Below are 13,882 nucleotides of genomic sequence, written 5' to 3' on the forward strand. Positions count from 1 at the left end.
CCATGGCGATTTTGCGCGTGATGCAGCCGGCCTTTACCTCCGGCGAGTTGAGCCCGGCGCTTTGGGCGCGGGTCGATGTGGATAAGTATCGGTCCGGTCTGAAGGTGGCGAAGAACATTTTCATTCATCCGCATGGCGGAGCGTCCAACCGCAGCGGGCTGGAATTTATCGGCCGGACGCGGGGGTCGGGCTTTGCCATTCTGCTCCCCTTCATTTTCGATGCGGAGACGGACCAGACCTATAATCTGGAGTTTTCGCATCTGAAGATGCGCGTCTATCGCGCCGGGAGCCCGGTGCTGGAGGCGGCAAAGGCGATTACTGGGGTTTCAATAGCCGCGAATGGCGTGCTGACGTCCGCAGCGCACGGCTTTGCGAATGGCGACGAGGTGTTCATCTCCGGTCTGTCGGGCATGAGTGGGCTGAACAATCGCAATTTCATTATCCGCAATGTCACGGCCAATACGTATCAGCTGGAAGACCTGCTGGGTGTGGCTCTCTCCACGCTCGGCATGCCGGGCTATGCGGGTGGCGGCACGGCGCGGCGCGTCTACGAGATTGCCTCGCCGTACACGGCGGAGGAGTTGCGCCGTGTGGTCTTTGCCCAGGAAAACGATGTGATGTATCTGACGCATCAGGCACATCCGCCGATGAAGCTTTCCAGGTTTGGCGATGCCAACTGGCTGTTTTCGCCGCTGACCTTTGTGCCGCAGATTGCCAAGCCAACGGGGGTGACTGGAACGGTATACTTCAAGCGCAAGACCGGAGCTGTCGCCAATATCGGCTATCGTGTCTCAGCGATCAGCGGATCTGGGCGGGAAAGTGCGGCGTCGGCTGCCGTAACCGTTGGCGTTCAGTATGAGAATGAAGACGGGCGGCGGGTGCGCCTGACATGGAACGCCTCTTCGGGTGCCACACTCTATCGCATCTATCGTTCAGACGGCAGCACCGGCATTCTGGCAGAAACTGCTGTGACCGACATCGAGATCGACCAGACGCAGTATCAGGGAGATGGGACAGCCATACCCTCAGCCTCTGCAACGGGCGCGCCGCCGGTGCCGACGGGCGTGACGGGTGCGATCGTCTACGGCAAGGAGATGAAATATGTGGTGGCCGCCATCTCCGACGAGACGGGAGAAGAAAGCCTGCCATCCGAGCCTGCGACGCTGCGCAACGACATGGTTTATCGCGGCAACCGCAATGTGCTGTTCTGGACAGCGACGCCGGGGGCGGGAAGCTATGTGGTCTACCGGCTGGACAATGGCCGCTATGGCTATGTGGGCAGGACGGAGACGACGAGCTTTACCGATGAGAATATCACGCCGGATCTGGCGAGCGGCCCGCAGGAAGGGAACAATCCTTTCAACAGTGTTGGCAACTATCCGGCCTGCGTGAATTTTTACGAGCAGCGGCTGGCCATGGGCGGCACGGCGAATGTGCCGGCGGGGCTCTGGCTCGGGCAATCCGCCAATTACGAGAATTTCGGCGCGGCCTCGCCGGTGAAGGCAAGTGACGCCATCACCTTGCGTATCCGCTCCAAGGAGAAGAACCAGATCCGCGCGATCAGCGAGTCTCGCGGTATGGCGGTGTTCACCACCGCGAACGAGTTCAACGTGGCCGGCAGTGGCGAAGAGATCATGACGCCGGTCAATATGGTGGTGAAGAAGCAGAGCAACCGCGGGTCATCCTGGTTGCAGCCGATTGCGGTGGGCGACGTGATGCTGTTTGCGTTGGCGCGGGGCGGGGTTATTCGCGACTATTCCTATGAATTTTCCAACGACAATTTCACTGGCCAGGATCTGACAATCATGTCGCGCCATCTGTTCGAAGGCCGGCAGGTTGTGTCCTGGGCCTTTGCGCAGTCGCCCTATTCGATCGTCTGGGTGGTGCTGGATAATGGGCAATGCGTGAGCCTGACCTATATGCGCGAGCATGAGGTGTGGGCCTGGACGCGGCATGAGACGGACGGCCAGTTCGAGGCGGTGAATGTGGTGGCCGAAGGTGATGAGGATGCGGTCTATTTCGTCATTCGCCGCACGGTGGATGGCAAGTCGCAGCGTTACATCGAGCGCATGCATTCGCGCCTCTTTGCGGTGTCCGAAGATGCGTTCTTCGTCGATAGCGGGCTTTCCTATGAGGGCACGCCGACGAAGACGATGCGCGGGCTTCACCACCTGGAGGGCAAGGTGCTGGTGGCGCTGGCGGATGGCAATGTGGTGCGCGATCTGGTGGTGACGAATGGTACGGTGACGCTGCCGATTGCCGCTTCCAAGGTACATGTGGGCTTGGCCTACGAGGCGGAGCTGAGGACGCTCGATATCGACCTTGGCAATGTGGGCGAGCTTGGCACGGTGCAGGCGAGGAACAAGGCGATCGCCAATATCACGCTCAGGGTGGAAAAGACCCGCGGCATCTGGGCCGGGCCTGCCGAGGACGCGCTGGTGGAGCTGAAGCAGCGCGAGTTCGAGAACTGGAGCGAGGCGATCCGCCTTGCGACCGGCGATGTGGAGCTGACGCCGACGGCGGACTGGACGAAGGGTGGGACAATGATCATCAAGCAGTTCGATCCGCTGCCGATGACGGTTCTGGCCATCATGCCGGATCTCAGGGTGGCAGCGTGACGGTTCGGGTGATCGAAGCGAACCGCGACCACGTGGATGTGATTGCGCCGCGGATGCGTGAGGCCGACCGCGAGGAGGTGTTCGCCGCCGTGGGACGCGGACCGGCCTCTGCGCTTTTGCACTCGCTGGAGCGGTCCGACTTTGCCCATACCGTGTTGTTTGACGATGTGCCGGAGCTGATGTTCGGCTGCGGCACGACGAATATGCTGACCCAGACTGGGGCGCCCTGGCTGCTGGGGACCGATGCGCTGGAGCGGCATGCGCGCGATTTTCTGCGTGGCTCTCTCCACTGGGTGGCGCAGATGCGGCAGCGCTACACGCTGCTGCAGAATGTCGTCGATGACCGGAATGTGGTTTCCAAACGGTGGCTGCAATGGCTGGGCTTCACGCTCTCCGATCCGCAGCCCTTTGGTTATGAGCAGCGCCCTTTTCGTATGTTTGAGATGAAGGCTTGAGGCATGTGTGATTTTGGTCTGATCCTTGGCGCCGCCTCGACCGTGATTGGTGCGGCCGGCGCAAAACAGGAGGCGGAGGCAAGTGCCGCCGCATCCGAATATAACGCGAAAGTCACGGACATGAATGTGCGGCTTTCCGAAAGGCGGGCGCGTGACGCGCTGGACCGCGGCAAGCTGGAAGAGCAGAAGAAGCGACAGGAGACCGCGCAGATTACCGGCCAGCAAAGGGCAGCCATGGCCGCCAATGGCGTGGACCTGACATTCGGCTCTCCGCTTGATCTGTTGGTCGATACTGCGACGCTTGGCGAGATCGACGCGCTGACCATTCGCCGCAATGCCGCAAACGAGGCCTATGACTTCGATGTGGCGGCGGCCAATGGCCGGGCGGAGGCGAGCCTTGCGCGGGCGAATGCCAAGAACACCCGCAAGGGCGGCAACCTGAAAGCGCTTGGCACGCTGCTGACCGGAGCGAGCAAGGTGTTTGGCGATAGTCCGTTGTTCAAGCCGAAACCGGGGACGGGATGAGCGCTCATTGTTGGTCGGGGCTTTCCAGAGCCCTTTAGCCGTCAAGGCGTCTCGGCGAACGGGTCCTGTTGCTTTGCCTTATCGGTGCTTTTGCGGAGCATTTCTTCGGTCTTGTCCTGGCAGGCGCGCATTTCGTAAATCGCCTGGGTTGCTCCCTCGAGCTGAAAGTTTGCGACTTCCTTCTCAGCATAGGTCACGCGCAACTGAGTGCTTTTTTGAGCCTCTAGCATGAATTTGCCGCCCATCTTCCCGATGCTCAGGTCTTGCAATGTCTCGCTCACCGATGCGATGGCGTCCACCTCCAAAGGTGCCTTTGAATCGAAGGTGAAGAGCAGCGGGTAGACCTTCTCGTCTTCCAGCGATTTCCACTTCTCGTTCCTCAACAGAAGATAGAATCTTGGAAATTCCGTTGCGAGATCCATGCCGAAATGCAGGATCGTATCGCCCTCGGAGCGAAGCGCCACATAGCAGCCAAAATTCCGATCGGGCTCCACGGCCACCGACCAATTGCCAAAGGTTCCCCATTCTACAGGAGCGGCATTGGGGCTGAATGGCACATAGAGAAGGCATGCGGCGAGGAGGGTGTGTTTCAAGAGCCTGTCCATGTCTTTTGCCTGATCATGCTGGATGGTTGTTTTGCCGGATGTGGTTGTGAGAGCTCTGTTTGACCATCGCGTTCATCGACTGCCAAGAGGCTATTGCCACCCGATTACGGTTCGAAGGGGTCGTCTGAGGCCTGTGTAGCCGGTTTCTTGGCAAAGGGATCGGATGTGTCGGACTCCGTTCTGGAGATTTTCAAGAGTTCGTCCGTCGTCTGCTGACAGGCGTCCATTTGTTCTACAGCCTTTTGGACGCCGCTCAGGGAAAGTCGAGCGATCTCCTTGTCCTCGTAAAACATCTTGACGGTCTTGCTGGACTTGAACTCATCAAAAAAAGCGCGCGCGACTGTTTTCATCGCAAGTCTACGGGTGGATCCCTGGACGTAGGCTCCGCTCTCTGTGTCCCAGGTTTCTTTCTCATCAAAGCCGACACTGACGGAGTACACTTTTTTATGCACCAATGACTTCCATTTCTCGTTCTGAAAGGAAATGAAAAATCCGGGCTTACCCGGTTTGAAATAGCGTCCAAAAACCAGAATATGACCGGTGTCAAACTCGGATGCGACGACACAAGCATGACCAAGGTCCGGTTCCATCTGAACCGTCCAGGTGCCAAATTCGCCCCAAAGGATCGGGTCTTTTACCTTCGATGCGTCCTGCGCGGCGGCGGCGAAAGGCATGCAGGCCAGCAGGAGGGCGGCGATTGCCTGTTTCATGTGAGGGCCTGCTGTTCGGGTGCAGTATTGGTTTGAGACCTGGATATTTGTGCAGGAGTTGAAAAGGCTGTCGAGTCGTTTCTTCGAGCTAAAGCGTGTCGCGATCTTTCAGATTCGCGTATACGCTTTAGATCTTTGTTTTGTCGCATGTCGTTATCGCAAAACCGGTGACCACTTTTGCGCGACATGCTTAGGCGTGTGTTCTCACAGGTGAGAATGCGCAGAACCGCCGCAGGTGAGGGCTCGGCCATTGGCTGCGGCCTGTTCTGACAAAATAACGAGATTAGTTGTTGCCAGGCGTTCTTCGGGCGCCTTTTTTTATGGAGTGAGCCATGGCTGAGGTGCCGGTCAGACAATATTTTCGCCAGGCAGCCGTGCCTGTTTATCAGGGCAGCGTTCCTCAGCGGCCGATCCTCCAGCAGCCACTGACGGTGAAGGCCTCGGAGAATGATTTTGGTGCGCAGGTGGGTAGGGGCATGCAGTCTCTTGGCGAAGGACTTGGCAAAATGGCCGAGGCTGCCAGCAAGCTGCGCGACCTTCAGGCCGACACGACCGCCAAGGACAGCAAGACTGCCTTCGAGCGGGCAAAGCTTGCGCTGGAGCATGGCGAAAACGGTTATCTCAACACGAGTGGCCAAAGCGCTGTCGAAGGCTATCCCGGCTATGAAGAGGCGCTTGCCAAGCTTCAAAAGACCTTTGAGCCGAAAGATCCGCTGGCGGCGGGACGATATGAGGCGATGGTCGCTCCTGTGGTGACGACCGGCCTGGAAGCTGCCATCAAGCACAGGGCGCAGGGACAGAAGGAATGGGTGGGCAAGGCCGCTGAAGGCAGGCTTTCTCTTGCCAAGGATCAGGCGATCGCCGGGTACAACAAGCCTGAGCAGATCAATTCCGCGGTGGCGTCCGGCGTCACCGAAATCCACAATCTCGGTAAGCTGAACGGCTGGACGCCGGAGGTGATCCTGGCCAAGGCCATGGACTTCGTAACGGGACTTCACACCGGGGTCGCCATGACTATGGCTGGAAAGCCTGGTGGGGCGACCGCGGCGATGGAGTATCTGAAGGCCAACAGTGCGCAGCTGGACCTAAAGGCGCGGGCGGACCTGGAGAACAAGATCAGGCCCTTGGCAATCGATGAGAAGGGCAAACAGATTGCCTTGGAGATCGTTTCCGAGAAACGGACCTCTGCCGGTGCGACTGATGATGTTGTGACGGGCGCTGTGGATAAGGCTTCGCCCGGCAAGGCTGAGACTGGTGCTGGTAAGGATGTTGGCACGCGAGGCGATGCCGATGCCGCTCAGAATCCAACCGCTGATGCCGGCAAGGATACGGTTGGCAGAACGGAGAGGAATAGCAGCAACACCGCTGACGGTGGGGACGCGAAGGCTCGGCCCGGTCAAACATCCACAGGTGGCGTGAACCGTGCCGCGGAGGAAGAACCGCAACGCGGCGGAGCAACGCGGGCGAAAGCGTTTCTCGTTTCAATCTCGGCAAAGCCCGATCGATCCGGGGACGCGCTTCCGCTTGACAACGAATTTGCCAAAAATGCCCAGGCTTTTATCGAAGATGCGCCAGAGGACATTCGCAAGGGGCTGGGGGTGAGTTTTCTATACCCGACATCACGCGCCTCTGTTGCCTTAGCGTCTTCCGCTTCCAGTGGGCGCAGCATCCAGTTGGCCTATGAGGGGCGGCCTCTGGATCAGGCTCCGGCTCCTGTTCTCGACTGGCTTCACGACAATGCCGAACAATATGGTCTGCGGTTTCCCTATGAGACCGACCCATCCTCCACCGCACCGGAGGCGTTCGGACGTGCCGGCAGCACTCTTGTTGCGGCGCGGGACGGGGTTGCAGCGCGCAGTCAAATGCTGCCCTTTTCGCAAGCGATAGGAAGGGTGCGGCAGATTGAAGACCCGGAGTTGCAGTCTTCGACGCTGCGTTATGTGAAGGGGATGTTCCGGGAGAGTGGCAGAGCCGAGAGTGCGGCTGCCAACGCTGCGAAGATGCAGATGTGCCAGATGATCATGGACAACATGCCCTTGTCCCAGATCCCGCTCGACCTGAAACTCGCGGCCGGCCCGGATGCTGTCGATGGCGTCAAGCAGCGCGAGGCGCAGGGCGACAGGATAAAATCCAATCCCGATCTCCATGATCAGCTTTCAATCATGAGTGCGAGCAATCCTCGGCAGTTTCTGAAGATGGACCTTACCGGACCGGAGATCATCAACAGGCTTTCCCGGGAGCAATGGAAGGGTCTGGCGGACAAGCAAGGCTCCATCCGGGCCGACGAGGCAAAGGCCGACCGCGATGGCACATTTTACAAGCAGGCGTTCCAGGAAGCCGGATTGACGCTGGAGGAGGCGGGGATCAACACACCCCGCCAGACGCTGCGCTATAATGCGCGGTTGCAACGCGAGATCGACCAGTGGGTGGAGCGTAAGGGCGAATATCCGAATTTTGCCGAGAGGCAGTCAATGATCAACATGCTCGCCATGGAAGTCATCTACACGGAGAAACGTGCTCGTCTGTCTCCAATGAGGCTGATCGACGACGGCGAAGATCAGGTTGGCAGCGGCTATATGTTCGACAATGACGACAGGCCGGAAGGATCTGACGTCAGACTTACGGCGCGCTATGGCAAGATCCCGCCAAACGAGCGGGCGCGGCTTTTCAAGGTGCTGATGAAGAAAAACGGCAAGGCGCCGTCACGAGCCGAGATCGAAGCGCAGTACAGCGCCGAGGCGATGGAAACCATTGGGACGGATTGATGCTGGTTCTCCTGGTTTGGCCGTTCGACTTTTAGGTGACGTTTTCGACGTTCGAAGGCTCAGCGGCCCATAGTGGGACATCCTGAAAAATGTCGCGACCGTCACGCGCGCCTTTTGCCCTACCAGGTCTACCCACTGGCTCTAAGCTTAGGCCTGGGCTTTTGGTTCATCCTGCCATGATAGAGAGTGCTTCAAGAATCAAGCAGGTGATGACTGCTGCCAGCGCGCCTTTCCAGGGATTACTCGAACGACGTCGTACCCAATAGACGATCGAGCCAACGATTGAACCTGCTGCGAAGGTGGGGAGCACGGTCCCAACCCACTCTCCGACGACCCGGCCAGGGCTCGCGGAAAATCTAGCCGGATCCCAATCAAACTGTCCCGTGACCAGTGCCGCGACGACCGTCGTGCAGAGTGCTGCGAAAAATATTCTTTTCAAGCGAGACCCCCATGTCCCCAGAAGAAAATCGAGACAGGACCCCTACACAGGCCGGGGCCACTGTCAAGCAGACGGCGTATGAGGAGATGATACGTCAGGGTAAGTTTGACCTCTCCGCTCTCAATAAGCCCGCCAAGCAGGCCGCCGATTGGTCCTCTAATGAGATCAATCTTCGTATCAAAGAGCAAATTCTCCGGGAAAATCCCATGCTGTGTTCTTGGGTCCAAGTGCCTAAGAACGCAGAGGCCGCGAAGGGGGAATTGCGCGAACTTTCATTTTGGGAGCGGCTTTCCAACGTTAACCTGAAAGATGAGGCAATCGAACTGGGGGAAGGGGCCTGGGAGTGGCTGGCTGAAACCCGCGGGCCGGGCGATGTCATTGAGTTTGGAAAGGGTGCTCTCGGATCAGGCGCGAAAAAGATAGGCACTGTCACCGAGGGACTGGGACAAATGATCTACACGCCGCCGGGTCCGAACGAAGCCCCTGGCGAGGAAGGGTGGCTCAATTTTGTATCAGAAGGTCTTCAGTCTACCGGAGAGTGGATTCAGGATTCCAGCGAAGAAACGTTTCGCGCCAGGGAGAAATGGAAGGACAGCTGGGCCAGACAAGCTGGCGAGCTTATCGGTGATGAACTCCCCAATGTTGCCATCAGCGCTATTCCAGTTGCCGGACGCGTCCTGGCACCGGTCGTCGATGGCTTTGCGAATGCCGGTGAGTCCGCCAGCAATGCGCGAAGAGCTGGAGCCGATGAAAATGCTCAGACGAGCGCGGCTAGGTCGGGCTTCTTGTTAGGTGCCCTCGAACTGCCTGTCGATAATTTGATCGAAGGAAAGGAGGAAGTGGAGGACGGGAAGGGTGAGAAGGATCGGAAGGCAGGAAAGGGTTGGAGGAGACTTGGCGCGGAATTGCTGTTCAAGGCTACTTGGACAGGAGCAAAGGATATAGCGAAAAAGACTGGGCAGAACGCGATTGCAATCGATTATTACAAGCCGGATCAAAAACTAGACGACGGCCTGCTTCAAGCAGGCGTAAATGGCGTTGCGAAGTCGGTGATGTTTCAAGGTATCCCGAAGGTCGTAAACAAAGCATTCGGTCAACCCCAGCCCCGCGGCGGGGCCGAGCAGCCGGAAGCAGCGGGGCAGACGCTCACCGAAATATCAGAGCATGCCACTTCGTCCAAGGTTCGTGCGCTTCATCCAGAAGAATTTGGCGACTACCTACGCGTGGTGACCAAAGATACGCCGATCGAGACGCTTCACATAGAGGGGAAAAAGTTTAGCGACGCCTTTCGAAACAGTGGTGATGACACGAGCACGGCATTCCGAAATTTGCCCGGTTTCGATAACGCGCAATTGAATGTAGCCATTTCCAGCGGTGGAGACGTCAAACTACGTCTTTCTACTTATGCGACACACTTGGCGGGGGGGAAATACGATTCAGCGTTGCTGCCTCATATGCGCTTCGATCCACGTGCCAAGACGCTTGCCGAAGTGCAGGCGTCGAGAGCGCGTGAGAGCGAGCGCTCATCCCCGGCAAATAGCGATGCCGAGGCCGTGCGGGGAGTTCAGGAGAAAAATCAAAAAATTGCGCACCACGAGCGTCAGCAGGATGTTCAGCGTCTGCCGCATTCCGGCGTTCTTCCGGAGCAGGCGCAGTCTGGGGCTGTTGCGCTGGATGCCACGCGCGGGGTGAGATCGGCTAAGACCGGTCGGACGCGCGAAGACTATTTGCGGGAAAACCCGCCGGCTGGCGCGTCCTCGACCAATGGTGCTTTGGGGCAGGCGGCGGTTGGTCCTTCTAGAGGGGACAGTGGTTTTAATAGTGCAGCTGCTGCCGTTCCTACGCCCGACGGGAATGGCGTTTCGTCAAAGGGTGAGAGAACTCTGGCCTCTCCGCCGCCGCTTTCCTCACCGGCTGCTTCTGACGCGGGCATGCCTATAGAGCGCTTCAAGGCGATACTGGAATCATCCACCGCGCCTGTGGTCAGGCTGGAATCGCCCAGTCCGTCGCCTGAGATTTTCAAGCGACAAGGCCCCGTGATACCGAGCGAGATGCCCTGGCCAGAGCGTCGAAAGACGTTGGAACGAAACGGGCGATAAATTGAAGGAGGGATTCGATGGACGCTGTTGAACCCGATCACAACTCATCCCTCATCCGGCTTTTTGAAAGTGTCGAGCTTGGCACATTTCTTCGTGGGACGAGCCGGTATTTTCTGGGCACACTTCCTGAAATAGGCCGGACGGATGCCGATGTTGAGGAGATGGGTGATAGTCTGCGCAACTGGGGGCGAGAAGTTTCTGGTGCTGACGAAAGAACGATCCACGCGCATTTTGCCCATGCCTTTGAGGTGTATCTGCTGGAGGGTAAGGCGCCTTCTGTGGCTCTTCGCACCGTTTTCGAGCATTTTGCCGAGTGGCTTCTGCATGTTTATGGGGCATTGCGCAGTGCTGATCTGTCGCTCTCGCCCGATATTCGCGATGTGCTTTTGCGGATGCTGGTAACGCATGCGGCGATTGAAGAGGCGCGCGATGACATGTCTGCGGGCATGCTGTTTACGGGTGCGAAGACGGCGGGGCTTTCCGCTGACGAGCACCGGCGCCTGCGCCGGCTTGATGAAGAGGCCGATGATGAGGCGCATCAAAAACTGCGGCGTCAGGTGATGAAGCCGATCTTTCTCGCGCGCCAGGACTGGTATCGCAAGGAGCGCGAGACGATGAAAGAGAACGCCACCCGGACATTGCAGGCTGTTCCAATCTACCGTGCCATTCAGGCATTGCGGTTTGGCACGGATTTCGATGGCAGGCCGGTGGGGCGGATCAAGCTGGACAGGGGCGTTCTGCAGCGGGAATTCGGGTTGAAGCCGCTTTCTTCTCCTTCCGATGGAGGCGAGGGCGAGCTGGACCATGCCAATGCCTTTGCCGGACGTGATGGCATTCACCCGGATATTGCCGCCGGCATGTATGGGTTCGACAGCGGCCGGACGTTTGTGCAGGCGCTGGTGCGGGCGCGTCCTATCGAACTTGCCATCGAGCTTCTGACAGAGCAGACGATGATCGAGCGCCATGGCGATCTTTTGCTGGATGGCCAGTTGGAAGAAGAGGCGCTGAAGGCGCTGCACGGGGACAAGCGTCGCGAGTTTCTGCTGGCGGAACTGAACGTGCTGAGCAAACTTTCCGGCGGCGAGGCGACGACCCGCCAGGAGGTGGAGGGGAATGTCCACCGGCTTTTCAGTGCGCTGAAAGTGTCCAGTGCGACAGATTCGGACCGCCACCTTGCGGCGGAGCGCAAGACCGCTGCCGAGGCGGCGAGTGCCTTTACCAAGGACGATCTGAGCCAAGCGGCGGAGGCAAAGCGCCGACAGCTGATGGCCTGCCATTTTTACATGGCGGCTTCCGCCAAGGCTGACCAGCTCGAAAGGCTAATCGACCGGATGGCGGCGCTGGACGCCACGGATGACGAATGGACGGCGGGTGAGGAGGCGGATCACCGAAAGGCGATACGCATGCTTGCCGCAAAATTTGGACTGGCGAGCATGCCCGTTCGTTTCGATATGGACGGTTGGCTCGAGCAAATGAAGGAGGGCGACCTTGTTCTATAATGCGGTTTCACAAGCCGAAGAGGTCTATACCTGGGCTGAAGAGAGAGTGTTCGGTGATCTGACGGTTGCAGAGTTCGATGCCGTTCATGACGCGATCGACAATGTCGAGGAGGTTGGCCGGGCTGCGAAAAGCATCGAGATCGAGGGAGTGCGGGAGGATCGCGACTCCGTTATTAGCGCGCTCCTGGCGGTTGTGGAGACGCGCAGCGGGGACCGAAATGCCGCACTTCAACGCAGTCTCAAGGCTGTTGGTGCAGGCGCTCTTTCGCCCCTTTCTTTTGCCGCGGCGATGCGGCGCGTCGAGGTTTTTGCGCTGGATATGGATGGAGGGATGGAGGGCGTGTATGCGCGTTACATCGTTCAGCCAGTGAGAGACGCATTCGACCTGTACCAAAAGGAAAAGGCGGCTCATCTTCGTGCCCTCCGGGCAATTATCGAGCCGCGCAAGGCTGAGTTTTTCGGGCCGGCGATCAGCGCACCGGAGCTTGGATACATATTCGAAAACAAGGGCCAGCTATTTCATGCGCTTCTGCACATGGGCAACGACAGCAATCGGAAAAAGCTTCTGGCCGGGCGCGGCTGGGAGGCTGGATGGGATGGCTTTCTTCTGCGGATGTGGAAAGAGGGTACCGTCACCAAGGCCGATCATGATGCGGCGCAAGCCATTTGGGATGTGATGGATGGGCTTAAGCGTCCGGCGCAGGAGGCACACCGCAAGATATGCGGATTTTCCTTCAGACCGGTCTTGCCTGCCGCGATCAGGACGCCGTTCGGCACCTATGAGGGTGGCTTCATTCCAGCGGTGTTCGAAGTGAGTACCGATATGCTGGACAGGGGCAGCATGAAGCAAGGTTCGCAGCAGGGTGAGAATCCCGCATCCATGCTTCCGGCCCGCTGGCCGGCTTTCCTTGGCTTGCCGGCCGGAGATGACGCACGATCGATCGCATTGGATATTCTGATGTTGCCAGCGCATGTGGATCGGCTGTTGAGGTTTATCCATCTCGAGCCCGTTGTTCAGCCGTTGGCTCAGATGATTGGCCGTCCGGAGATCCGCTTCGCACTGGATGAGGTGGCGCCCGGGATTTTCGAGACGGTGATCGGTCCATGGCTGAGCATCGTTCGGCAACCGGTATCGAGTGGGCTGCCAGGAACGCCGGAAGGGCAAACGCTGCTTGGCACATTGAAGCGGATACGTGGTGAGCCGGGTGTTCGCAACATGGTCCTGGATATGGTCAACGCGGCCGCACTGGCGACGGGCGGGTTCTCCACTCTGCGGCAGCTTGCGCCTGAGCGGCTGAAGGCGGCGCTCATCCGTTTCATGTGCCAAGGTGAGGGCGCGGCGATGCGGGAAGAGGCGGCACGTCTTTCTCCCATCATGAAAGCGCGTATCGGCGCGGGCAGTCGGGAAATGGAAACTCGTCTCGCAGACGCGGTGGTCAAGCCGGAGAACGGCGGGCTCCTTCAACAAAAGGCAGCGGTGTATGGCGACATTCTGAAAAGCGGCGCTCGAGCCGTTCTGAATGTCGTTGCCTGGCACTCGGCTTATGACGAGGCAATTGCCAAGGGTATGGTGCAGGCCGATGCTCTGCTGAAGGCCGACAGTCTTGTCCAGGAAATTGCGGGCACCGAAACGTCGACAGAAGGTGAGACCTTCATGCCATTGTTCGCTCTGTTTTACAGCTATTTTAACGGTCAGGCGTCTCTCGTCGGCGGGAATCTCCAGCCGATCATGGGGCACTTTGGTTATGCCGGCGCGCCGCGTCTGTTTGCCGTCTATATGGCTGGAATTGCCATGCCGGCGGTCATCGCCCAAGTCCTCGTCGCGACCGCGAGCGCGGGGGATAGTGAGACGGACGGCGATTTCGACGCGCTGATGGGTCTCTTTCTCGGAGCGAAAGCCGAGTATGGAGCGGGTATGACATCTCAGCCTGGCCAGCTGTTCGACGCCTTCGAGGCTGGATGGGGCGATGTGCCGTCAAGCTCGGATATGACGGCACGCGCAGGTTTCGATTTTACCGCAGGACTTTCCGCGCTTGGGCTGGTGCTTGACGTTTCTGAGGAGTGGCTGGCGAAAGCCGCAGCCATTGGTACGGGTGCGGTGAATGGCGACCCACAATGGGAGGTGTTTCTTTAACGGCTGCAGCATGCTCTGCCAGTCGATAACAAC

The 13,882-nt window shown here is 58.7% G+C and carries 10 protein-coding genes; 7 read left to right on the forward strand and 3 right to left on the reverse strand.

All coding sequences use genetic code 11. The annotated features are described in order from the left end of the window. The first annotated feature begins 2 nt into the window (after nt 1-2). Genes QZ869_RS01225 through QZ869_RS01235 form a run of 3 tightly spaced genes read left to right on the forward strand, consistent with a single transcriptional unit; the run spans nt 3 to nt 3,598 of the window. Nucleotides 3-2,618: a ubiquitin-activating E1 FCCH domain-containing protein gene (locus QZ869_RS01225; protein WP_296102102.1), complete on the forward strand. Its 2,616-nt coding sequence runs from the start codon at nt 3-5 to the stop codon at nt 2,616-2,618. Then, nucleotides 2,615-3,073, forward strand: a complete 459-nt coding sequence (locus tag QZ869_RS01230) for a hypothetical protein (protein WP_296102104.1) — start codon at nt 2,615-2,617, stop codon at nt 3,071-3,073. Before QZ869_RS01225 ends, QZ869_RS01230 begins: the two co-directional genes overlap by 4 nt. 3 nt (nt 3,074-3,076) lie before the next feature. Beyond that, nucleotides 3,077-3,598 (forward strand): hypothetical protein, encoded by a 522-nt coding sequence (locus tag QZ869_RS01235; protein ID WP_296102105.1) that lies wholly within the window; start codon nt 3,077-3,079, stop codon nt 3,596-3,598. A 41-nt stretch (nt 3,599-3,639) separates the two neighbouring features. On the opposite strand, the gene QZ869_RS01240 is transcribed toward QZ869_RS01235, so the two are convergent. Next, the gene (locus QZ869_RS01240; protein ID WP_296102107.1) at nt 3,640-4,191 is read right to left on the reverse strand and encodes a hypothetical protein; all 552 of its coding nucleotides are present in this window, start codon (nt 4,189-4,191) and stop codon (nt 3,640-3,642) included. 116 nt (nt 4,192-4,307) lie between these two features. After that, nucleotides 4,308-4,913, reverse strand: a complete 606-nt coding sequence (locus tag QZ869_RS01245) for a hypothetical protein (RefSeq protein ID WP_296102108.1) — start codon at nt 4,911-4,913, stop codon at nt 4,308-4,310. Between the two features lie 332 nt (nt 4,914-5,245). On the opposite strand from QZ869_RS01245, the gene QZ869_RS01250 reads away from it, so the two are divergent. Next, nucleotides 5,246-7,678, forward strand: coding sequence for a hypothetical protein (locus tag QZ869_RS01250; protein ID WP_296102110.1), 2,433 nt, complete (start codon nt 5,246-5,248; stop codon nt 7,676-7,678). Nucleotides 7,679-7,844: 166 nt separating this feature from the next. Here the strand turns inward: QZ869_RS01250 and QZ869_RS01255 are convergent, their stop codons facing one another. Then, complete coding sequence (locus QZ869_RS01255) at nt 7,845-8,117, reverse strand: hypothetical protein (RefSeq protein WP_296040240.1); 273 nt, start codon at nt 8,115-8,117, stop codon at nt 7,845-7,847. An 11-nt stretch (nt 8,118-8,128) separates the two neighbouring features. Here QZ869_RS01255 and QZ869_RS01260 point away from each other — a divergent pair, with 11 nt between their 5' ends. Genes QZ869_RS01260 through QZ869_RS01270 form a run of 3 tightly spaced genes read left to right on the forward strand, consistent with a single transcriptional unit; the run spans nt 8,129 to nt 13,849 of the window. Further along, the gene (locus QZ869_RS01260; protein WP_296102113.1) at nt 8,129-10,216 is read left to right on the forward strand and encodes a hypothetical protein; all 2,088 of its coding nucleotides are present in this window, start codon (nt 8,129-8,131) and stop codon (nt 10,214-10,216) included. Between the two features lie 17 nt (nt 10,217-10,233). Then, nucleotides 10,234-11,715, forward strand: a complete 1,482-nt coding sequence (locus tag QZ869_RS01265; protein ID WP_296102115.1) for a hypothetical protein — start codon at nt 10,234-10,236, stop codon at nt 11,713-11,715. Then, nucleotides 11,705-13,849, forward strand: a complete 2,145-nt coding sequence (locus QZ869_RS01270; protein ID WP_296102116.1) for a hypothetical protein — start codon at nt 11,705-11,707, stop codon at nt 13,847-13,849. Before QZ869_RS01265 ends, QZ869_RS01270 begins: the two co-directional genes overlap by 11 nt. The last annotated feature ends 33 nt before the right edge of the window (nt 13,850-13,882 follow it).

Source organism: uncultured Agrobacterium sp. (genome assembly GCF_913777885.1).
In the GTDB taxonomy this organism is placed as follows: Bacteria; Pseudomonadota; Alphaproteobacteria; order Rhizobiales; family Rhizobiaceae; genus Agrobacterium.